Below are 21,894 nucleotides of genomic sequence, written 5' to 3' on the forward strand. Positions count from 1 at the left end.
ATGAACTCAGATGATTATTGGTTTAGAGTAAACTTTACAGAACCTGATGGACTAGGAACACAAAGAGAGTTTGTAGGTCACTTTACACTGAAAAGATAAAACACCAATAAAACTTATTGATATAAAAAAGCTCCTAGTCTATACACTAGGAGCTTTTTAGATTTTATTGTTATTATAATTTACGACAAACTAATACTACTTTTTTGTCATCTACTTGTGTAGTGAAAAATAAGTATATATCACCACCATCTTTGATTTTAAATTTCTTTCTAAGATCAATAACAGTTTCTTTAAAATTACGAGTAGTGATATGCGCTTTGGGAATAGTAAGTTCTTTTTTAAGTTGTTTATTATACGGAAGTATTCTCTCTATTTTAAAAGATCTTCCAGGAAACGGAATAGGCGTGTTACAGGTATACAACTGTGTGTGAATATGTAGTTTGTCTACTTGATACTGTTTACTAATCCAATTAAATCCTCCAGACTTTAACAAAGCACTATTAGGTTCGTATAAATAGTTTTTTGGAAGGTTGTAGTTGGCTTCTGCTGTAAAGACCTCTTCATAACTAAAAGAAGTCTGATCTATAGTATTTCCGATAATATTAGCAGTATGAATTATACAATTGTCTTTTACCTCTTGGTCAATACGCCAAAGTAGTTCTTTTACTTCATTTTTTACTGCGATAATATGGATTTCAGATACATTTTTAAGTTCTTTCAATCCAGCAGTAATATCAAGTAATGGCGCTGTTTTAATCCATAAACTTGTACATTTTGAAAGCAAGAGATCTATGTGTTCTGGAACGTTAGGCAAACAGTCTTTAAGCATAAATACCTTGCCTTTAGCATCAGTGCGTCTTCCGGGATCAACATACATGGTATCATATTTTACAGCGCTATTAGCTAAAAAATCAATAGCATTTCCTATGATATGAGTTACATTAGAAACCGCTAGCGTATCTAAGTTTGCTTTCGCGAAAGCGGACAAAGAAGCATTCATTTCAACATGTGTAACCTTGGAGGCTACTTTTGAAAAGTAATATGTATCTATGCCTAAACCGCCAGTTATATCTATTATAGTATCACTTTTTAGTAGACTGGCTTTGTACTTTGCAGTACGTTCAGAAGATGTTTGTTCTAAGTTTATTTTTGGAGGAAAAAGGATACCTTCAGTGGCATGCCAAAGCGGCAGTTTGTTTTTTACACGGCGTTTACCATCTAATTGCTGTGCTAATTCCTGTGGTGTAATATCTTGAAAAGGACTTCCTTTTAAAATAAATTGGGCAATAGGAGTATGCGCATGCGCTGCCAAATATTCTTGAACATCAGATCGTAATAAGGCTACATTCATTATAAGTCTTTCGTAAGCTTTTGTACAATTTTTATGTCAGGAATAAACTCCTTTGCAATCACCTTTAGTGCTGTATATACAGGAATAGCCACAATCATTCCTACTACTCCAAATAAGAGCCCCGCAATGATGATAATTAAAAAAATCTCTAATGGATGTGACTTTACACTGTTGCTAAATATAAAAGGCTGACTAATAAAATTATCAATAAGTTGCGCGACAAGATAACATACCATTACTTTAATAGTCGTAGGAAGTATAACGGTTTGAAAATCTGCTCCCAAATTACTAGACATAGATAACACCATCATGATTACACTACCTATGAGTGGTCCTACATAGGGAATTAAATTTAGTAAAGCACATAGGAAAGCAATGACAATAGCATTTTCAATATTAAATACGAGTAAGATAATTGTATAAAGTACAAATAGCACTAAAATTTGTAATAATAACCCCAAGAAATAACGAGATAATAAGTCTTTGATTTTATTGAAAGATTGCGTAGCACGATATTCATTTTGATCTTTTACAAATGTCATAATTCCTTGATGGAGTAGGGCACTATCTTTTAAGAAAAAAAAGGTGATAAAAATAACTGAAAACAATCCTATACTTAATGATCCTAAAGCCCCTAAAACACTATTTAGTAAATTGGGGATAGCTCCAAAACTAAATGTAGAGCCAAGATCCATGCTTTCTAATGTTTTGAATAAATCGATGTCTCTGTCTGAAAAATAGGTGTTAACTTGATTAAATAAAGATGATAAATCATTTTTTAGGCTGTCTAAATTTAATAGTGATAAGTTTTGACCTTGTTCAGCTATAAGCGGAATAAACATCGCCATAATACCAAATAATACTCCAAAAATAATCAACATTGTAAACCCAACGGCAAGTCCATTTTTAAATTTTAGACGTTTTCGTAAAAAGCGTATTATAGGTCTACCTATAAGTGAGATGACTGCTGCTATAACTATGTATGTCAATACACTACGTATGGCATATAAGAAGTATAACAATAAAAGGATACCTGCTAAAATACCAATAGCCCGTAAGATTCCGTAAGTAATTGTATTTGATTTCATTTCTATAAATATAGCAATTTGATTGATGTTATGAAGGTTTGACGTATCCTAGATTGATTTGTTACGATATGAATTTTCAATTGGTCACATATAATTTTAAATATAGATGCAATACAAACCAATTAGAAGGCTTGTTTTATTTATTTCGTATTGGTACTGACATAGGATTTAATATCCTCAAACATATCTTCTAGGTGGTTTATTATTATGATCGTAATGCATATAATGCAATGGCAGTTGCTTGGGCTACATTCATACTGCTATTATCTCCATACATAGGAATGTGAAGTGTATGATGTACCTTTTCTAAAACTGTAGCTGATACACCATAATTTTCATCACCTATTATAAGTGCAATTTTATGGAGTTTTGAAGTGTCAAATTGCTTTATATCAATACTTTTAGCAGTAATTTCAAGTGCAATACTCGTATAGGATGCTGTATGCAGTTTTTCAAGAGTAATTGCTAAGTTTTCGCTTTCGCGAAAGCGCACCATACGTTGTGTGTTTCTTGCAGTTTTTTTAAGTCGGTTGCTATTGATATCTATCGCTACGCCAGAAAAAATAATTTCTGATACTTGAAAAGCATCGCAAAGTCTAAAAATAGCACCGATATTGGCAGGTCCTTTTAGATGATCACAAATAAGTATAATCTCTGTTGCTACTACCTTAGTTGTATGATTATCGTGTGTAAGTTGATCGTTACCCATCAGAAACCATCACTTTATTGAAAGCACTTGCTTTTTTATCTTCTGCTTTCCAAGCTATAAATGGAATTCCAAAAACTGCTGGAACAGCAAACACAATGATGATTAAAGGTAAAGAGAACGTAATTATAAAAGTGATTACAATACCTATAAGACTGCCTATAATTAATAGCCACTTATTAGGCTTTGCGTGTACTCTATTGATGCGTCGTTTTACGACCGTTCCACAATTTTTACAACGTTCATTAATTTCATTTCCGCGTTCTTTTTGAAGTTCAAAACGATCTTTTGCTTTTGTTTTAAAACTATTTTCTTCTTGACACGAACTACAATAAAAATATAATTTCATCTTTAATTTTCAAAAGCATATTTAACAATATTAGCTCCCATTTGAAGTGCCTTTTGCCTTACAGATTCTGGATCATTATGAACTTCTGTATCTTCCCAACCATCACCTAAATCACTTTCTGTTGTGAATAAGACCACTAATCTATTATCTGAATATAAACCTAGTGCTTGAGGACGCTTACCGTCATGTTCATGTATTTTTGGTAATCCTTGTGGAAATTTAAATGCAGTACTAAAGATAGGGTGTGAGGCAGGAAGCTCTACTAACTCTTGATTTGGAAATATTTTTTTCAGTTCCTTAGGTAAGTACTCAGACATTCCATAATTATCATCTATATGTAAGAAGCCACCACTTTGTAAATAGTTACGTAAATTTTCAACTTCTTCATCTGAAAAAAAGACGTTACCATGACCAGTCATATGAATTAGTGGATATTGAAATACATCAATACTACCAGGATCTACAGTATCTGGTTTATCATTCATAGCAGTATTAATATTCTCATTACAAAAAGCAATCAGATTGGGTAGGGAAGTGGGATTAGAATACCAATCGCCGCCTCCTTTGTATTTTAAAACTGCAAGATTTTGAGCTTCTGTTATGGAGAAAGCAAAACACAGCATTAGAAATAATAAGAAATTCCTCATAGAACATATTTTCACTACTAAAATAGAAATTAGATTTTGATTAATTTAAAATAATACGATTTTTAGTACCCGTTGTGTATTTTGAATAGATTTCTTGATTTTCCCCCTCCCTGAAGGGTGAATCGAAGAAATCTTCATTACTTCCTTTAGGATTTGAGGTAAATAATGAAGATTGATAGGACAATATACTAGTTATTTTATCAAAACACACAACGGGTTTTTAGAATATTTTAATACGATTTATAATGTATATACTTTATCGTTTAGTTCCCTTTAAGGTTATGAATCTCACAAGTACGCTTTATCGCTTTGCTCTCCCGTTGGTCGTGAACCTCACAAGTTCGGTTTCGCGAAAGCGTACTCAGAAAACCTTCAAAACCGAAATACATAATATTTTACTATATTTACAACACCCAAATTATAAGTACCTACATTATGAAAAAAGTTATATTAGTAGTCATAGGCTGTCTAGCGTATGTTTCTGTTCAAGCACAAAGTGTTGCTTCTGCTGAGCAAGTAAAAAAAGTAATCGATACACAAATTCAAACAATTACATCCAAAGTTGAATTCTCTGACACACAGAAAGAGTTCTTAAATACATATGTTTCGTACACTGTAAAATCTAAGACAAGAGGATTTCAGGAAGAAGCATTGGTAGTGGAACTTAAAGATGTAAATATGGATACATTTTTTACAGAAGAGCAACGTACAGTTATTCGAGAGACACTTGCAAGTGTTTTAAATAATAATGTATCATTCAAAACGCCAAGCAATACATTAAGTACTGGAAATCCTAAATCACAGTTTTAAATAAAAAATATTCTTACAAACAAAAATACCTGACAACTGTCAGGTATTTTTGTTTGTAAGAACGTAAGGCATTTATAATTCTTAAGACTCATCTTAAAAAAGAACTATGATGCGTACTTCTCACAAACTCTTACTGCTCTTTACCCTTTTACTTCAAACTGCTTTATACGCTCAGAATATGCCTACTGTGATAGAATTATTTACATCACAAGGCTGCAGTAGTTGCCCTCCAGCAGACGCGTTATTAGAAGAAATCAAAAATGAATACGGAGACAATGTCATCGCACTTTCATACCATGTAGATTATTGGGATTATATAGGCTGGAAAGATCCCTTTGCAACCAAAGGATTTACACAAAAACAATATGCCTATGCAGAAAAATTTAGATCTCGTAGTGTATATACACCACAAGCAGTGATTAATGGACGTTCACATTACACAGGCTCTGATAAATCTGCTATTTACAAGGTACTCAATAGTGATCATAAAATAGCAAAACCTGTGTCGTTAACTATTTCTAAAACGACATTACAAGGAAATCTAATTGCTATAGATTATACTGTTGCAGATACAAATACTGCAAATGAACTCACTTTTGCAATTACAATACGTGAAAAAGTAACTCAAGTAAAACGAGGCGAAAACAGAAATAGAACATTAAAAAACACACATATTGTAGTAGCAGAGCAAACACTGAATCGTTATGCTACCAATGGTAAACTTTTATTACAATTACCTGATTGGATAAAAGAGAAAGACCAACTATCTATTGTTGCTTATGCCACAAAAGCTAATGTTGGTATTATAGATGCTGTAACCACTACGTTATAAGGTTATTTTGTGTATGGAAGGACAATTTTGATACTGACATTATTACGTGATTGCTCATCATACACTTTGATATTGTAATCATGTGTATTTATATGCGCAGTTCCAATTAGGTTATTTTCTTGTATGGTAAAATTCCAAATACAATTTTGAGTGATTCCTTTAATGGTAAGTTGTCCGCTTACGCGAAAACCACTATTGGTAGATGCTATTCGGTTGCTTTTAAAATACAGAAGAGGATGTGCTTTCGCCGAAAAATACTTCTTACTTCGTAAATGTCTATCACGAAACCAATTATCAGTATCCAACGTTTCTGTGGCTGCAGATCCAGATATCACAGCAGCCTCAATGGTATTTAAATCAATAGCACCAGTAAACTTAAAATCACTTAATTCTCCTTCTACATCTTGATCAGGAAAAGTGAAATAGATTTTTGTTTGATCTTCCTGAATCGTAATTTTTTGTGCGGCACTAGCTACAGAAAATAGAAAGGCAAAAGAAAGAAGAAGTAATTTCATATGAGTCATACTATTATTGAAATGATAAATGTACTACATTAGAGGGGTGAAATCATAATATTTAAAAATGAAAAAAATCTTTACGCTACTTTTTATCACAGTCATGATCTCTAGCTGTTCTAATCAAACCAATACAACTTCTATGCCTATTCCTGGTGACTTCGCACATACGGTTTATTTCTGGCTTAATAATCCAACAAATACAGAAGAAAGAAAAGCATTTGAAGCTTCATTAACCAATTTTATAAACCAATCTCCTTATATCACTACAAAACATATAGGTGTTCCAGCGGCTACAGACAGAGATGTTATTGATAATAGTTACACGTATAGTTTATTGCTCACATTTAAAGATAAGGCTGCACAAGATCAATATCAAGATGAACCTGCACACAAACAATTTATAGCAGAATCTTCCCATTTATGGTCTAAAGTATTGGTATATGATAGTGAAAATATGCTAGAATAATGTTGCTCAATGGATAAGCATACTCCAGCATATATTAAACAGTATCGTTATCAAAGCTGGCAAATAGAAATGCTTATTGCTGGAGGTATTTTATATGGTCTTTTTACAAGTGATAAAATACTACAAGCCTTTTTTGTAGATAATTACGCAATAACAGATCTAACTACCAATAAGATTATTTTACTCTTTGGCTCATTTACCATTACTAAGATTTTATTGATAGGATTTGCTGCAAATTTATTTCTCAGAGCTGTATGGTTAGGGTATTTAGGCATTTCCTTTTGGTTTCCCGATGATATTAATTATGACCGTCTTATTGGAACAAAAAATTATAAAGAAACATTAAAGACAAAACCCACAGCATCAGAACGTTTATTAACTCTTGAAAAATGGTGTAATCTCAGCTTTTCATTTGCTGTTTTACTAGGGTTTTTATCCATTAGTTTATTTATTACGGTTTCTGTAATTATATGGACATTAAGTCTGTTTTCAGATGATTATTCCTTCATTGATACGCCTACATTTATTTATATACTTTCATTTGTACTGATTCTTATTCAAATAGGTGTATTGGATAATTTTTTATTACGAAAAAAGAATGATAAATATCTATTCGTAACAAAAATTAAGAAAATCATTATACGCTTCTTTTCTATTATTACGCTATCTTATTTTATACAAAGAGAGTTTCTGGTATTACGTACCAATACAAATAAATGGCTTCTTAGTAGTTTTATTATTGGTTATCTTTCTATAGCTATTATTGCTGCTGCTAGCTCTATTGGGAGCTTTTATAATAGTGATGGAGCTTTTAACTTTTCCCTTTTTGATGATAGAGAAATGTATCATGTAGTGGCAGCTCCTAAAACCGCTTATGATAATTATACGAGTAATCTATCTAGTGGCGATAAGATATTATGGGGAGCTATTCAAAGTGAACTCATTACAGATGATTATCTTAAGCTATTTGTAGTATCCTGGAATGATTTTGATAATTATTTAAAAGATCGTTATGCACATTACGATGTAAAACAAAAGTATCCTTCATTACCGACTACAAAAGCTGTAGATTCTTTCGAATTAGTCAATGCGGCTAATTGGCAAAAATCTATGCGTGATTTATTTAAAGTCAAAATTGATACGGTGACCATCCCTGATCTCGAATGGGCTAGGTATAAACATCCAATAACAAAAGAAGAAGGATATATCACATATATTGATATTTCAGGGCTTCCAAATCAAAAACATGATTTAGAACTTATTATACGTCAAAAGTTTAATAATAATTTTGAACGTGACTGGCAGTGGTTTGATCTCTCTTTTTGGAAACAATAACCCTATAGTATGGAAAAGAAGCGACTTAAAAAACAATGGTGTTTGTATGGAAGCGTAGGTGCTTTGTTTTTGGGAAGCGGACTTTCATTAATTTCTGAAGCAGGGCATTGGAAACACCAAGGTACTAATATATTGTATTGGGTAGGAGGAGGGATACTAGGTTTAGCACTTGCTATAAGTGGTGTCGTATTTTTAATTAATGCAGGGATTCTTAAAGAACGTATTCGAAAGTTATAAACTAGACGTCGTAATACGTTTCTTTCCGTTCATATGTAGCACGGTTATAATTCCTATAGATATCGCTCCAGCTATAGAAAAACCTATAAAAAGTGGGAGGGAAGATGTCTTTACAAAACTCCCTATAAAAATACTTATTGGAACAGCCATCATAGTAGATATAAACCCAGTAATAGCAGCTGCCATACCTGCAATATGTCCTAATGGCTCCATCGCTAGCGCACGTATATTTCCAAATAAAAAACCAATAGCAATAAATTGTGCACAAAAGAAACCTATCAAAATACCCACAGGAGGATTCGCTCCTGATGAAAATAGGATAGTGTATAGCAGTGAAATTAGAAAAAAAGCAACGATGGCAATATTTACCAATCGTTTCATCCCAAACCGAATCACTAAAGTCCCATTAAGATAAATAGAGGTACCAATAGACAAAGCTGTTGCGGCAAATATATATGGGAACTCTTCCTTTAAACCATACTGTAGTTCAAAAATCTGTTGTGAGGCACTTAAATACACTAAAAAAGAACCTACAATACACCCAGATATTAAAGTATATGCCATGGTAGATTTTTGAAATAATACTTCTTTAAAACCATCTACAAATGATTTCTTTGAAAAAAGTACTTTATTGGAAGTTGTAAGCGTTTCTGGCTGTCGACGCCAAAACCAAATGCCGACAATCACACTAAAAATTACTTGCACATAAAAGATTCCTTGCCAATTATACTGTGTCATAATAAGCTTTCCAAGTGCAGGAGCAATTACGGGTACCAGAATAAACACAACGGTAATAAAAGACATAATACGCGCCATATAATCTCCACTATACATATCACGTATAATGGCAATACTAATCGTTCTAGGTGCTGCGAGTCCAATGCCTTGTAATACACGCCCTATCAACATCATCTCTAGACTCTGTGCACTTACACATATAAAACTTGCAACTATAAATAACCCAAACCCCATGTAAACGATAGGTTTACGTCCAATACTATCTGAATAAGGCCCGAAAAAAATCGGACCAACTCCTAGTCCTAAAAAAATGGCAATGACCAATAATTGATTATTGACACTATCTTTAATACCTATCACAGCCCCAATAGTATCTAACGCAGGGAGTAAAGCATCAAGTGCCAATGCCGCAATAGACATGAGTGATGCCATTAAGGTGACAAATTCAAATTGAGATTTCTTTTTCACTCGGCAAAAGTACAGTTATAAATAGTCTCTAAATACTCTTTTACACTCTTTATTTTGTGAAATTCACATAAGAAGAATATATACACTTCAACACGACCAATTATCGTAATAGAGTTCTGTACATGTGTGCTCTTTATTTAGAAGTCTATTATGTTCAATTTGATTTTTTTAAATCTGCTCTCAAAGAGTTTGATACCGCTTTAGAAAACTATACGAAGTAGTTTTTTTGTAGATATATATGCTTTACCGCTTCGCTCTCCCTATGGTTGTGAATCTCGCGAGCTCGATTTCGCGAAAGCGTATAATGAACAATTCAAATAGTGAATGTGACAGTTCAACTTTTTGGTGTAGAGTACCACATAACAAAATAGGTTATTTGTACTTTAGTAAGTAATAATCAATCAAATAATCATGAAATCAATCACACTCAAATTCATCGTAATTCCTATACTATTTTTTATCAGTACTGGAATTCTAAGAAGTCAAGAAGCAATAAGCACGGCACAATGGCAAGAAGACTTAATGTTTTTACAGAAAACAATACATGAGAACTATCCTTTTTTATTTAAAAAAATAGATCAAACTACTTGGGATGCAGCAGTAAAAGAGTTATACGATCAGATTCCTAGTCTAGAAGCTCATGAAATCAAAGTAGGGCTTACAAGAATGGTTTCGCTTTTTGAATATGGACACACACAAATCCCATTCAGTACACTCGCTAAGGAAGCCGTATTACCTATCAACCTGTATCATTTTGAAGACGGTATTTTTGTAGAAGGGATACAAAAAGAACATCAAAGCCTCTTAGGAGCTAAAGTCATAAAAATAGGAGGGATGCCTATTTTAGAAGCCTTAAAAGCAGTACGACCTGTTGTACCTGTAGAAAATGATAGTTATTTTAAAGCCTATGGTCTTCGCTTTCTCACCGTACCATCTATACTTCATTCGCAAGGAGTTGTTGCTACCTATTCAAAAGATATTTCCTTAACATTAGAAAAAGAGGGTAAAACCTTTGAATATACACTTACAGCGGTAACACTTAAAGAGCTTTCTAGAGACTATGGTTTTACAATTCCAACAGAATCATGGGTGAGTATGAGACAACAAGATACCACACCTTTATTTCTCAAAGATTTAAATGAAAAATTGTTCTTTTTTGAATATTTAGCAGATACCAAGACCATGTATGTACGTCAAAGCTCTGTTTTTAATGATGAAAAAGAAACCTTACAAGATTTCTATAAGCGCTTGTTTGCAGCTATTGATGCAAATGATGTAGAAAAACTTGTATATGATGTAAGATTAAACGGAGGCGGTAATAACTATAATAATAAAACCCTTATTAAAGGAATTATGGCGCGTCCAAGCATCAATAAAAAAGGATCATTTTTCTATATCATAGGCCGTAATACCTTTTCTGCTTGTCAGAATTTGACCAATGAAATAGAAAATTACACAGAAGCAATTCTAATAGGAGAGCCTACCGCCGAGAATAAGAATTTTTATGGAGATGCAAGACGTGTCACGTTACCAAATTCACGTATAAATGCCTATTTGTCTTACGCTTGGTGGCAAGATATGCCGCAATGGGAAAATAAAGATTGGACGATACCACATATTGCGGTCACGATGACTTCAAAGGATTATATACATAATGAAGACCCTGTGTTAAATGCAGCTTTAAACTATACAGATACAGGTTTTATTTTAAACCCTACACAACATTTAACACAACTGTTTACAGAAGGAAACATGGAGCAGTTTGAGAAGGATGCGTTAAAAATTGCAAAAGACACATCGTATAAATACGCAGATTTTGAAAAAGAATTCGGAGAAGCTGGCTATCGAATATTCTCACAAGGCGCTACCGATGAAGGATTATATATTATGGAACTTGTGACAAGAGCTTATCCAGAATCTTCAGGAGCTTGGTATAGTCTTGCCAGTGCACAAGAACAAGTAAAACAATTGGATAAAGCTACAGAAAATTATAAAAAGGTGTTAACCCTTGATCCAAGTAGCACCTTAGCGAGTACCGTTAAAAAACGACTGGCGAAATTATCTAAATAATATATTGCTTTTATACGCTTTCGCGAAAGCGTATAATGGAAAATACCCACTAAAAAGAGACGATCTAAACTGAATAGGTCGTCTCTTTTATATATTTTGTCGGTAATTACTATCTTTAATACCAACTCAGTAATGTGATATGAAGTTTTTTAATAAGCAACGTAGAGAATCGTTATCCTTTTAAAAAACAAGTAAATACCTCGCTTATGCAATTGGAGAGGTGATATTGGTAGTGATTGGTATTTTGATTGCTATTGTTTCAATTAGAAAATTTTCAAGAAGTATTTACAGAACATAAAAAAATTAAAAAACATATTTGCAACTAATTAATAAACAGTTAATTATCATATAAATTCTAAATGATGTCAAAACGATTTTACAGTATTATATTATTGTCTTTATTTGTTATAGTCGCTTGTAATGATGATCCAGATGTAACCGTAGGAGCAGAGGAAGAAATGATACCTGAGGTGGCAGCAGAAGATCGATTGCCACAGTTTCAGATACAAACTAATGGCGCAACGATTGTAGATGAACCCAAAATAGATGCCGAACTGGTGATCATAGAAGCAGGTGTAGAGACGCATAGAGGAGCTATAGGTATTGAAATTCGCGGTTCTTCTTCACAGCAATTTCCTAAAAAATCCTTTGGATTTGAAACACGAGACGAAGCCAATGAAGATATAGATGTCTCTTTACTAGAGTTTCCAGAAGAAGAAGATTGGATTTTATATGCACCATATAGTGATAAGTCATTAGTTCGTAATCATTTAATCTATGAATTGTCAAATGATATGGGACGTTATGCAAGTAGATCAAAACTAGCAGAAGTCTATATTAATGGGATTTATAACGGGATGTATGTTTTTATGGAAAAACTAAAACGTGATGACAACCGAATTGATATTAATAAATTAAAAGAAGATGAAAATACCGGAGAAGATCTGACGGGAGGCTACATTCTTAAACTAGATAAAGCCGATGGATTTAATGAAACACTGTATACAGATACCAATTCATTTCCTTCTCAAATAGATCCGCCGAATGCAACATTAGGACAGCAAATACACTTTTTGTATGATGATCCAGATTATGAAGATATAACACCAGAACAAAAAGACTATATTTCAACATATGTAACCAATTTTGAAATGGCTTTAAGTTCAGATACGTTTACAGATCCTGATATAGGCTATGCTGCATATATAGATACCGATAGCTTTATAGATTTCTTTTTATTGAATGAACTTTCTAATAATGTAGATGGATATCGTCTAAGTACTTGGATGACTAAAGATAAAAATGAAAAACTAAAAATGGGACCTATCTGGGATTTCAATTTAGCTTTTGGAAATGCAGATTATTGTGGAGGAGGAGCGACCAATGTTTGGGCATATCGTTTTAACGAACGCTGTTCTAATGATACATGGCAAATTCCATTTTGGTGGGAACGCCTCTTAGAAGATCCCGCTTTTGTAGCGCAGTTACAAGACCGCTGGACTAGTTTACGTACGAGTACATTTTCAGAAGATTATATACTTGGTAAAGTAAATGCATATGTATCAGAATTAGAAAGCAGTGGTGCGAGACAAGCCAATTTTTCCACTTGGCAAGTGATAGGTAGCTATGTATGGCCAAATAACTTTGTAGGAGCATCCTATGAATCTGAAGTCGACTATCTAGAGAATTGGATCAATCAGCGTTTAAGTTGGCTAGACACAGAAATTGGTAATTTGTAATATTTAGTTTTTTGGTTATCAATACTTTAATATGATGTTTTATAAATACGCTACTGCCAGTAGGCAGGCAGGTTCGCGAAATGATATGCTGCGTCTGTCGAAGTAGTAAACGCACAAAACGTTCATAAATTAATAGAAATATCATAGAGAAATCAAACAATTTGAGTTTAATAGTATATGAAAAAAGGAATTAAGAGTTTTTTATTATACGGAATACGAGAGATTGTCTTTGTTGTTATTGGGATATTAATAGCAGTGAGTATTAATAATGCCAATGAATCCAGAAAATCCAAGAAAAACCTAGAAGGCATCCTAACAACCTATACTGAAGATCTTAAAATAGACACCTTAACGATAGGGCAAGTATTGAAAGTCCTAGAGCAAAAAGAAGAACTATTCACACAATTCTTAAGTGATACTGTAACCATAGCTTCATATAAAGAAAAACCAATAGCATATGGATTGGTATTATCATATGCGCCATTTCAATTACAAAAAAAGGGAATCCGATCATTGGAAGGATATGAGAGCTCAAGTAAAAAATCTGATAGTTTAGTGATTCGTATTTTGGCAAACCATAGCATATTTGATCATTTACTCAATGAGACACATAATCGCATTGGGAAAGATATTGATGAGAATATGCAGTATTTAAAACTGAATCAACCTTGGATAGGAGATTTATTAATGGGTAAAATAAATACTCCAGAGATGCTAGAGTATTACATGAGTAAAACTTACAAAGCACGATTAGCGATACATTATAACTTGGTCTATAAAAACCTACAACCATATTTACAGCAATATCAGATAGTCGCTAAGAAAACACTAGAAGATTTGGATAAGCGATTACAGGAGGAATAGTGTAGGATTGTAAATATTCTATTTGACATAATATAAATTATAGTACATTTTGTAACAATTAGCATAATAGCGCTTTTGGGCGATATTTGACATAATTAATGATATAATGCCTTTAGGTTTATATCTAGTAATTATGTCACGCTAATTGTGACATGCTTAAAAACTATGATTATATTACTTATTCCAGCCACATCATCTCGCAGTTATATTAATTCCTCCACTGGAGCAATCAGTATAACTCGTGTAAAATATCCCACAATGTTCGGTCTTTTAAAGAAACTGTATTGCTGGGGTCATTAAACATTTGTATTGGGGTTTTTGCTTCTAAGAAACATTCTGCTAAGAATTTTGTATCTATAATTAGCCGTTATGTAAAATTGCCGCTGCCTATGCGCTCGATTGCTTTTTATAAATTAAACGCTTACTGGCGTTTATTTCTAAACACAATTTCCAACCGCATAGCCACCGCCATAAAAAAGCTAACCTTTTAGATTGATTCAAAATTCGCGTATATGATAATAATCCTGCAAGATTTTTTTCTACGACATTCTCGTTAGGTTTCCGCAAGAGTATAAAATTTCCCCGCCACATCATCCACACAAAAATTTCTATACACTTGCTCAATGTAGAACTCCGATTAAACATTTTTAGATTTGAGAGCTTTAAAAACTTTAGAACTGAATTTGAAAATTACGATTGTCAAGAACTCATAATATTTATCTTTTTTCCTTGATAAAAAAAGAAATCGACTTTAGGAGATTCACGAACTCAAATAAAATATAAACGCGTGAGCTAAACAAAAAAATCAAGGCTTCATAAAACTTTGGAAACACGGACGAGCGTTAAGAAAATGTCTGGGAGACATTTTTAGTGAGTAGCGAGCCTGTGGCGTTGGCATTGTTTGTTCTGCTCACAATTCCAGCCGCACTATCTCGCCGCCAAAAGCAATCATCCACAGGATAATCACTTTTGTCACGTGTTTTAACCAAAGTTTTCTGAGGCCGTTTTAACTACGATTAAACTCTTAGGAAATCTATAATTAAAGTAGACATTAGATATCTTCTTTTAATTTAAGGTCTTTACAGACTTGTTTGAATATTTCACAAGGATCTACGTCAATAGCTAAAGCAATTAGATATAATTCATCAGCTCTAAGCTTTGTACGCTCATTGTTTGCTAGTTCACTAAGTCTAGTTTTACTTATTCCCGTTTTTCTAGAAACATCGGAACGATTGACTGATTTTTTTGATAAGAATAAACCTAATTCGGTCATTATTGTCTGATTTTAAGAACATAAATTTACATAATAAGATAAATTATTCCGATTATGTGAACTTTAAATTTATACTTTATCCGTAATTATGTATATTTGTTCTGATAATCGGAATATTTAATCCTAAAACAAGAATAATGCCAACTCCAAGATATACAAAAGCAGATTTAGAACAGATTGTTTATACACAATTAGAGAACTTAAATGCTATTCACGACCTACTTAGGATTATGAAAATGCAAAATGAACTTATTGAGAATGCTAATAAGAAATTAAAGGATGAAGTATTGGATTTTAAGAAACGGGTTAATTATGGAACAAGGAAATTAAAATAAGTATATTAAGCAGACCCTAACTTGCTACCTTTATAAATAATAACGCATTCCCTAATTAAGTATGCTTCGCAAGAGCCATTGTCCACCATTTTATTTAAAATAAACATAAAATCTAATACTAGATTTTGGTCTTCTTTTATTCTGCTAATATGATTATTAAAAAGCATTTCAATTAATCTAACAGATGATTTAGTATTTAAATATGTTGTGTTTTCTGGGTTATCTTTAATAAATTTTACAATCCATTTTATACCATCTGGTAAAAACATTTTTTCCCCAAAAGTTGAAAAAACATTTATTATGCTTGATAAACTAGAATTGCCAAAATGATTTAACATATCTTCATAAAAAGATTTTTTACCTTCTAAAATCATCCAACTTCCAGATTTCACTGACCATTCTGAATCTAATAAAAGCTGTTTTCTAAAATATTGAGTTTGTGAACTAGTTACTTTTTGATAAAGGTGTTTCCACAATAACCAAAAATGGTTTCTATATTTCTCTTGAATAATTGGATCTTCATTTTCGATTATAACATCTTCAAACCTTGTAATCGTTGTATCAATAACTTTATTTATAAATTCATATAAATCTTTTTCATTATAATTAAACTCAAAATTATCTTCAAAATATAGATTTGTTAATTTATCAATAATTGTTTTTGAAAACTCTATTTCATTGTAAATGAGAACTTCATTTAGGTAGAACCTTAACTCTAACATTTGCCGCATATCAACTTTTCTGCTTTTTTCTGAACTACGGTAAGAAACACCTCTTTCTAGTTTTAAGTCATCTACTATAAGTTCTAACATTCTCAAAATAAAATCTTGATGTAAACTGTCAACACTATTAACAGGTATCATAAATACTGCTCTAACAAGAAAATGAGGCTCATATGTATCAAAAGTTATAGAATCAACTTTAACTTCTATTCTTTTATTTAGTGTTTCTTCTATAAAAGAAAATTCTTTTTCTCTAAATTTTAGTTCTTCTTCTTTACTTCTGTAATGAATTGCTCTATTGGTTTTAATGAATTCAGAATATTTGATTAAGAATAAAAATAGTTTCTTCGATATATTAGGAAGCGATTCACTAAATGTCTTTCTTAAATATTTTAAAAACTCCTTTTGTTCATAATCTGCTAAACCGCTAATCATCAAATATCCAATCATAATTTCAGATTCAAACAAATCATTTTTATCATTTATATTTTCAAATAATAAATGAGATGCCTCAAGAGTTGTTTGTTGTTCAAGACTGTTAAAACCAATTTCTTCTCCAAAATTATATCCTCTAGAGTTTATATGCCTTATTATATTTGATATAGTATTTACTAATGTTACGACGCACCATTCCTTTTGATTCTTTTTTAATTGCTTATTAAAATGTTTAAGGCCAATAGAAGACAAAGTTGCTGGCATATCAAACATTGAATTTTTAATCTCAACCGAAGAAAAATGATTATAAATATCCTCCCATACCTCTAGAGTTAACTCACTCAAATCCCCTTCGTTCGCTTTACTTATTATTCCAGAATACGATAAAGCCATATTTTCATCTTTCCTTTCATAAGTAAATCCCTCAACAGCTTTTTGAATTTCGTCAGTATATTTTACCTCAAGTTGTATAAGCCCCTTTTCTTTATCCAATACAGTTGCTTCATATTTTCTCACATCCATCTCATTAATTGCTTTTTCCCAGAAAAGATCTTCATTACAGGTTTCATAAAAATTATCAAAAATTTTGTGAATTTCCTTATTTAAATCAACATAATTAATTTGATATTGGAAAATTAAATCTCTCAATCCTCTAGCGTATTTATTCCGATGTGGTAGTCTATTAAATTCAGCTCTTTCCTTTTGAGCAAAACTAATTTGATCATCATAAATTGCCAAAGCAGAATGTTCTCTAGAAGCTCTATCTAAATCTAGTTCATAAAATTCTCTAATTTTTAAAATTGGAATTATTGATTTACCTACTGACTTTGGATATGCAATAAAAACACTAACAAGTACGCTAGTAATTGCAGCTGAATTACTATTCGACAAGCAATAATCTATTATATTTTTTAGAAATTTATTATCAAGAACCTCTTGTTTAGCTAAATTTAATAGGTATTTTTCAAGACTAAATAAGATACTTTCTAAAAGGTTATGTGTTACTGTAGTTCCTCTGTAAGCATTCCATAAAAAACCATTTATATATTGTGTGTTTTTTGTACCGTTATTTAGCTCTATGTCAATTATTTTTAAATCTTCTTTTTTACCATGTTTTGAATTAAAATATGATAATGTCATATAATTAGTAAAGTCAATAATAAACTTTATTGCTTTAAATGGATGTTGTGTTAAAAGGCTATAAACAAATGTTTTATATATTCCTGATGGAAAAAAATCAAATCTATATCTTATTATACCCCAAGAATCTTCTCTTTCATTAACAGATGGAATACTTAATCCAAAAGGTCCATTATCTTTAACACTTTCCTTTGGAGGAACATATTTCCAATGCTTATTGGCTAACTCTATTAATAAATCAGGGTGAACTTTTATTAAATTAGAATTTCTTAACCCCCCTAGAGCTTTTTTAACAATTAATTCATTAAAATCTCTCAATCTATTATAGTCATCATCATCACTACTATTACTAGCTCTCTTTAATATATCTTCTATTTCTTCAGTTGAGTATTCAGAAAAACCAAATAACATATTAACCAAGCTTTCTTTATGGTCAGTTTCATAACTCCCAAACCAAAATTCATTTTGGTTTTCCATTTCCTTTATATAGTACAAAACAATAATATTTGCGGCTACAATTTCTTTGTCAGTACAACTGTTTAAATAGAATATATATTTGAATTCCCAGTCTAATAATAATTCAGTAATTGAATTTCTAATAGAGGAAGTGTATTCAATATATAAAGCTATAAAGAATAAAATCTCTTGCCAACCAGATCCAATTGGAAATAAAATATCTTGTGAAGATTCTTTGCTAAAATTATATTCTTTACAAGTTGTTCTTATTATTAATATACATCTATTTAAAAATGAGTTGTTATTTTCAAGAAGTTTTTCTTTGAATTTAATAAAAAAGGGTTCACAATTATTTGATCTGAAAATTGCTGTTAAAATTTCATCAGTCCAATAATTTTCGACATCGTTATTATCCAAGGTTTTCTTAATTAAACCTACTACAGTATCGATATCACTTATTATTAATTCTTCAAGCCACAATCTAAAAGCTCTTCGCATAGATGGTTGATTACCAAGCTTTGCAAATAACTCTTCTTTATTTGTAAGATTTTTCTCAATACTAGAAATATGTCTAATTAGAGCCCAATCTTCAAGAATATCGTGAGAAGGAGAGAATTCATAAATATTTTTGTTTTTAATTATTACATTATCATTCAATAAAGCTTCTATTCCTTCATAATCAATATCGTCATCATTAGGTTCAAAAAAAAGTTGCATTGATTTCGCTCTACCAACAGCAATATGTAAAAAACTCTTTCCTCTTTTTCTGGGCAAACCACTACGAACAACAGTATTGTTTTCTATGATTTGTGACCAAAGTTTATCTTTAAAATCTGTTAAGCTAATCTCTGTACTTGATTTGAAATCATTTGTATCAATCGTATTAAGTCCAAATTCAAGATATTTAGGACTTCGCATAATTTCTTTAATCTCATTATTAGAAAATAATGTAGATAATTGAGGAAATACAACTTGTATTTCCTCTAATTCATCATCACTTAATTTTGGTATTTCAATTAAGTTAATTAACTCTTTTTTAATTCCAAATTTTTGAGTTATTACGTTTACAGCATATGAACGAGATGTTAGAATTAATTTTAAGTCACCTATTTCTTCAACTACTGCTAGTAATTGCTTAAAGGCGTTATCAGGATCACCTTCTAAAAGTTTTTCTGCACTATCGATTATAAGTATTTTGTCTTGAATTAGTGAGATTGTACTAAATAATTCTACTAGATTATAAGTTATATCAATTTCCCCAAAAACTTGAGCTAACGTCGATTTATTGAACTGATCGGCCTTAAAAATAAAAGGAGAAACGTTCTTTAATTCATCAAATAATAATTCCTTAACTATTGCTGACTTACCAACACCAGGAAAACCAGTAATAAAAGTAATAGGATAATTATTTATAGAATTTAAGACTGATGATTTAGTTGAAGTTCTTTCGATATGGTAATCTTGAATACTTGACTTTAAAGGTTTTAATATTAAACTACTATCATCTTTAAGTTTTTTTACAGCTTTATAGGCATCTTGAGTTAAAGCCAAATCAAAGTATTTATATAAGTCTATTGTTTTTAAATCTTTAAAAGTTAAGGTTCCTCCATTTCTATTATATTCACTAGCTTTAATTATAATTGAAGTCCATATTTCGAAAGATGTAGTGTCAATATTTTTAGACTTTGAAATTTTAATTAAATTGAGTGCATTAGTCTCGCTTATACTACTTTCACTAGTAAAATCAAATGCTAGTATTTGTAAGCATTTTAAAAACTTCCATAATTCTGTTTCTGATAAATCAACATTATTATTGGCTCGTTTCAGTAAATTATAAAATACAGTTAGTTTATCTTTCTTAACTTTTATTCTCTCAACTTCACTAAAAAAATCTTTTTCATCTTTATGTGTGGATGCCCAACTTAATAATACAAGTGTTTGATTTTTATCCTCATTTGTTAAGCTAGATTTAATTAAAAATAATTTATCATTCTGTTTATCAAAAATCTTATCATTATTAAAGTCTTTCCAAAATGCATTTATAACATCAAAAAAAGTTTCGTTCTTCTCTGTTATTGATATGTTATATTTTATTTGTGCTATTATTCGATGTTCATTTGTTCCAACTTTTATTTTTAGAAATAAATCATCAGTTTCATAACCTAATCTCTTGCATTGGAAACTTAACTCTCTTATTTTCCCATTAGGAAATACAGGAATACTTCCTTGAAGAATCATTGATAATAAAAAACCACCTTGTACGTAATGTTCATAATCATAACCTCCACCACTCATTTGAAATACACTTGCTTCTCCTGCCATTCTTTAATCGAAAATTTTAAGCTTAAATATACAAGAATTTAACAAGTAAAGATTTACGGAACTCCGTAAATAACTGAAAATTAGAGCGAATAATCCCATTTCATACACATTCCCACTTCGCTCCTATCGTCGCTTCGGGCAAAGCGTATTCCATTACAGTTGTAGAAGAAACTTTTAGAAAGAAAAAAATAAAGAAACTTTGCTTTGGAAAAAAGCTTTTTCCAAAGCAAAGTGACATAACGCAGAACATTATAGTACAAATGTATTGTTTAGTTAATAAGAGTGGTTTATCCATTTGTAAGCTATAATGTAGTATTATGTAAAATATCCCAGAAGCATTCGTTTTCATAAGAATAATTGGAACTTGGGTCATTAAACTAATAAGCGGTTTGCTTCGCAGAGTTTAAAAACATTTGTATCTATAATTAGCCGTTATGTAAAATAGCCGCATGCCAATGTGCTAGATTGCTTTTTAAAAATTTAAATGCCTTATATGGCATTTATTTTTAAACACAATTTCCAACCGCTTTGCCAACGCCAAAAAAAGCTAGCTTTTAGATGTTATTGAAATTTTAGCGTATTTGAATAATTGTGCATAATATTTTTTTCTACGTGATTCTCGTAAACTTGCCATAAGAGCTTAAATTTTAAGAAAAATAAAATTCTAAGCACTTATTCTATTCTCGTTACTATTTAAACTTTTTTTGATTCGAACTATTAACATTATGTAAAATAGAAATTTAAGTTTTGAACTAGTAAAGTTTTCATTATATCTTTTTTTTCTTGATAAAAAAAGAAACAAAAAAATCAAGACTGCATAAACTTTTGGAAACAATTACACTTCGTTACGCTATATTTTAGGAAACATTATAGCATATTAAGATTGCTTTGAAGTTCTTTTTAAAATTGAACTCTTAAGTAACTGTATTACTAGACCCCTAAAATATACACGCTCCACTCACCTATTGTTTTAGCCAAAATTTTATGAGGTCG

The 21,894-nt window shown here is 31.3% G+C and carries 18 protein-coding genes; 9 read left to right on the forward strand and 9 right to left on the reverse strand.

Annotated features, from left to right (window positions below):
• Nucleotides 1–172: 172 nt before the first annotated feature.
• The 5 genes from Q1A01_RS05820 to Q1A01_RS05840 all read right to left on the reverse strand — a co-directional run bounded on the left by Q1A01_RS05820 (nucleotide 173) and on the right by Q1A01_RS05840 (nucleotide 4,141).
• Complete coding sequence (locus tag Q1A01_RS05820; protein ID WP_299677381.1) at nucleotides 173–1,351, reverse strand: rRNA adenine N-6-methyltransferase family protein; 1,179 nt, start codon at nucleotides 1,349–1,351, stop codon at nucleotides 173–175.
• A complete protein-coding gene (locus Q1A01_RS05825; protein WP_299677383.1) occupies nucleotides 1,351–2,439 on the reverse strand; it encodes an AI-2E family transporter in 1,089 nt (362 codons plus the stop codon). The genes Q1A01_RS05820 and Q1A01_RS05825 overlap by 1 nt, the downstream gene beginning before the upstream one ends.
• A 205-nt stretch (nucleotides 2,440–2,644) precedes the next feature.
• Nucleotides 2,645–3,148, reverse strand: coding sequence for a TrmH family RNA methyltransferase (locus tag Q1A01_RS05830; protein ID WP_299677385.1), 504 nt, complete (start codon nucleotides 3,146–3,148; stop codon nucleotides 2,645–2,647).
• Nucleotides 3,141–3,494 (reverse strand): hypothetical protein, encoded by a 354-nt coding sequence (locus tag Q1A01_RS05835; protein ID WP_299677387.1) that lies wholly within the window; start codon nucleotides 3,492–3,494, stop codon nucleotides 3,141–3,143. Before Q1A01_RS05835 ends, Q1A01_RS05830 begins: the two co-directional genes overlap by 8 nt.
• Nucleotides 3,495–3,496: 2 nt before the next feature.
• Nucleotides 3,497–4,141, reverse strand: a complete 645-nt coding sequence (locus Q1A01_RS05840; RefSeq protein WP_299677389.1) for a DUF4159 domain-containing protein — start codon at nucleotides 4,139–4,141, stop codon at nucleotides 3,497–3,499.
• A 435-nt stretch (nucleotides 4,142–4,576) separates the two neighbouring features.
• On the opposite strand from Q1A01_RS05840, the gene Q1A01_RS05845 reads away from it, so the two are divergent.
• Both Q1A01_RS05845 and Q1A01_RS05850 read left to right on the forward strand, forming a co-directional pair.
• A complete protein-coding gene (locus Q1A01_RS05845; protein ID WP_299677391.1) occupies nucleotides 4,577–4,951 on the forward strand; it encodes a hypothetical protein in 375 nt (124 codons plus the stop codon).
• Between the two features lie 106 nt (nucleotides 4,952–5,057).
• Entirely contained in the window at nucleotides 5,058–5,783 is a 726-nt protein-coding gene (locus Q1A01_RS05850) for a thioredoxin family protein (RefSeq protein WP_299677393.1), read from the forward strand.
• A 2-nt stretch (nucleotides 5,784–5,785) separates the two neighbouring features.
• Here the strand turns inward: Q1A01_RS05850 and Q1A01_RS05855 are convergent, their stop codons facing one another.
• Entirely contained in the window at nucleotides 5,786–6,298 is a 513-nt protein-coding gene (locus Q1A01_RS05855) for a YceI family protein (RefSeq protein ID WP_299677395.1), read from the reverse strand.
• A 67-nt stretch (nucleotides 6,299–6,365) separates the two neighbouring features.
• Here Q1A01_RS05855 and Q1A01_RS05860 point away from each other — a divergent pair, with 67 nt between their 5' ends.
• The 3 genes from Q1A01_RS05860 to Q1A01_RS05870 are packed head-to-tail and all read left to right on the forward strand — an operon-like array spanning nucleotide 6,366 to nucleotide 8,339.
• Complete coding sequence (locus tag Q1A01_RS05860) at nucleotides 6,366–6,767, forward strand: Dabb family protein (RefSeq protein ID WP_299677397.1); 402 nt, start codon at nucleotides 6,366–6,368, stop codon at nucleotides 6,765–6,767.
• Nucleotides 6,768–6,776: 9 nt separating this feature from the next.
• Nucleotides 6,777–8,102 (forward strand): hypothetical protein, encoded by a 1,326-nt coding sequence (locus tag Q1A01_RS05865; protein ID WP_299677399.1) that lies wholly within the window; start codon nucleotides 6,777–6,779, stop codon nucleotides 8,100–8,102.
• 9 nt (nucleotides 8,103–8,111) lie between these two features.
• Nucleotides 8,112–8,339, forward strand: a complete 228-nt coding sequence (locus tag Q1A01_RS05870; protein ID WP_299677401.1) for a hypothetical protein — start codon at nucleotides 8,112–8,114, stop codon at nucleotides 8,337–8,339.
• Here Q1A01_RS05870 and Q1A01_RS05875 read toward each other — a convergent pair.
• On the reverse strand, nucleotides 8,334–9,509 hold the full coding sequence (locus Q1A01_RS05875; protein WP_299677966.1) for a multidrug effflux MFS transporter: 1,176 nt from the start codon (nucleotides 9,507–9,509) through the stop codon (nucleotides 8,334–8,336). The two genes, Q1A01_RS05870 and Q1A01_RS05875, sit on opposite strands and share 6 nt — an antisense overlap.
• Before the next feature lie 447 nt (nucleotides 9,510–9,956).
• Between Q1A01_RS05875 and Q1A01_RS05880 the strand changes: the two genes are divergently transcribed.
• The 3 genes from Q1A01_RS05880 to Q1A01_RS05890 all read left to right on the forward strand — a co-directional run bounded on the left by Q1A01_RS05880 (nucleotide 9,957) and on the right by Q1A01_RS05890 (nucleotide 14,218).
• Nucleotides 9,957–11,615: a tetratricopeptide repeat protein gene (locus Q1A01_RS05880; protein ID WP_299677403.1), complete on the forward strand. Its 1,659-nt coding sequence runs from the start codon at nucleotides 9,957–9,959 to the stop codon at nucleotides 11,613–11,615.
• Nucleotides 11,616–11,974: 359 nt separating this feature from the next.
• A complete protein-coding gene (locus Q1A01_RS05885) occupies nucleotides 11,975–13,354 on the forward strand; it encodes a CotH kinase family protein (RefSeq protein WP_299677405.1) in 1,380 nt (459 codons plus the stop codon).
• A gap of 177 nt (nucleotides 13,355–13,531) precedes the next feature.
• On the forward strand, nucleotides 13,532–14,218 hold the full coding sequence (locus Q1A01_RS05890) for a DUF6090 family protein (protein ID WP_299677407.1): 687 nt from the start codon (nucleotides 13,532–13,534) through the stop codon (nucleotides 14,216–14,218).
• Between the two features lie 1,051 nt (nucleotides 14,219–15,269).
• Here Q1A01_RS05890 and Q1A01_RS05895 read toward each other — a convergent pair.
• Nucleotides 15,270–15,491 (reverse strand): helix-turn-helix transcriptional regulator, encoded by a 222-nt coding sequence (locus Q1A01_RS05895; RefSeq protein WP_299677409.1) that lies wholly within the window; start codon nucleotides 15,489–15,491, stop codon nucleotides 15,270–15,272.
• Nucleotides 15,492–15,628: 137 nt separating this feature from the next.
• Between Q1A01_RS05895 and Q1A01_RS05900 the strand changes: the two genes are divergently transcribed.
• Nucleotides 15,629–15,826 (forward strand): hypothetical protein, encoded by a 198-nt coding sequence (locus tag Q1A01_RS05900; RefSeq protein ID WP_299677411.1) that lies wholly within the window; start codon nucleotides 15,629–15,631, stop codon nucleotides 15,824–15,826.
• A 5-nt stretch (nucleotides 15,827–15,831) separates the two neighbouring features.
• Here Q1A01_RS05900 and Q1A01_RS05905 read toward each other — a convergent pair whose 3' ends face one another.
• The gene (locus Q1A01_RS05905; RefSeq protein ID WP_299677414.1) at nucleotides 15,832–20,901 is read right to left on the reverse strand and encodes an ATP-binding protein; all 5,070 of its coding nucleotides are present in this window, start codon (nucleotides 20,899–20,901) and stop codon (nucleotides 15,832–15,834) included.
• Nucleotides 20,902–21,894: the final 993 nt, after the last annotated feature.

Source organism: uncultured Dokdonia sp. (assembly GCF_947492815.1).
In the GTDB taxonomy this organism is placed as follows: domain Bacteria; phylum Bacteroidota; class Bacteroidia; order Flavobacteriales; family Flavobacteriaceae; genus Dokdonia.

Bases quoted from the DNA above. Each gene is read 5' to 3' on its own strand.
- Q1A01_RS05845 (WP_299677391.1), top strand. From the start codon at position 4,577: ATGAAAAAAGTTATATTAGTAGTCATAGGCTGTCTAGCGTATGTTTCT.
- Q1A01_RS05870 (WP_299677401.1), top strand. From the start codon at position 8,112: ATGGAAAAGAAGCGACTTAAAAAACAATGGTGTTTGTATGGAAGCGTA.
- Q1A01_RS05860 (WP_299677397.1), top strand. From the start codon at position 6,366: ATGAAAAAAATCTTTACGCTACTTTTTATCACAGTCATGATCTCTAGC.
- Q1A01_RS05900 (WP_299677411.1), top strand. From the start codon at position 15,629: ATGCCAACTCCAAGATATACAAAAGCAGATTTAGAACAGATTGTTTAT.
- Q1A01_RS05840 (WP_299677389.1), bottom strand. From the start codon at position 4,141: ATGAGGAATTTCTTATTATTTCTAATGCTGTGTTTTGCTTTCTCCATA.
- Q1A01_RS05895 (WP_299677409.1), bottom strand. From the start codon at position 15,491: ATGACCGAATTAGGTTTATTCTTATCAAAAAAATCAGTCAATCGTTCC.
- Q1A01_RS05885 (WP_299677405.1), top strand. From the start codon at position 11,975: ATGATGTCAAAACGATTTTACAGTATTATATTATTGTCTTTATTTGTT.
- Q1A01_RS05880 (WP_299677403.1), top strand. From the start codon at position 9,957: ATGAAATCAATCACACTCAAATTCATCGTAATTCCTATACTATTTTTT.
- Q1A01_RS05825 (WP_299677383.1), bottom strand. From the start codon at position 2,439: ATGAAATCAAATACAATTACTTACGGAATCTTACGGGCTATTGGTATT.
- Q1A01_RS05820 (WP_299677381.1), bottom strand. From the start codon at position 1,351: ATGAATGTAGCCTTATTACGATCTGATGTTCAAGAATATTTGGCAGCG.
- Q1A01_RS05890 (WP_299677407.1), top strand. From the start codon at position 13,532: ATGAAAAAAGGAATTAAGAGTTTTTTATTATACGGAATACGAGAGATT.
- Q1A01_RS05830 (WP_299677385.1), bottom strand. From the start codon at position 3,148: ATGGGTAACGATCAACTTACACACGATAATCATACAACTAAGGTAGTA.
- Q1A01_RS05835 (WP_299677387.1), bottom strand. From the start codon at position 3,494: ATGAAATTATATTTTTATTGTAGTTCGTGTCAAGAAGAAAATAGTTTT.
- Q1A01_RS05855 (WP_299677395.1), bottom strand. From the start codon at position 6,298: ATGAAATTACTTCTTCTTTCTTTTGCCTTTCTATTTTCTGTAGCTAGT.
- Q1A01_RS05865 (WP_299677399.1), top strand. From the start codon at position 6,777: ATGGATAAGCATACTCCAGCATATATTAAACAGTATCGTTATCAAAGC.
- Q1A01_RS05875 (WP_299677966.1), bottom strand. From the start codon at position 9,509: ATGGCATCACTCATGTCTATTGCGGCATTGGCACTTGATGCTTTACTC.
- Q1A01_RS05850 (WP_299677393.1), top strand. From the start codon at position 5,058: ATGATGCGTACTTCTCACAAACTCTTACTGCTCTTTACCCTTTTACTT.
- Q1A01_RS05905 (WP_299677414.1), bottom strand. From the start codon at position 20,901: ATGGCAGGAGAAGCAAGTGTATTTCAAATGAGTGGTGGAGGTTATGAT.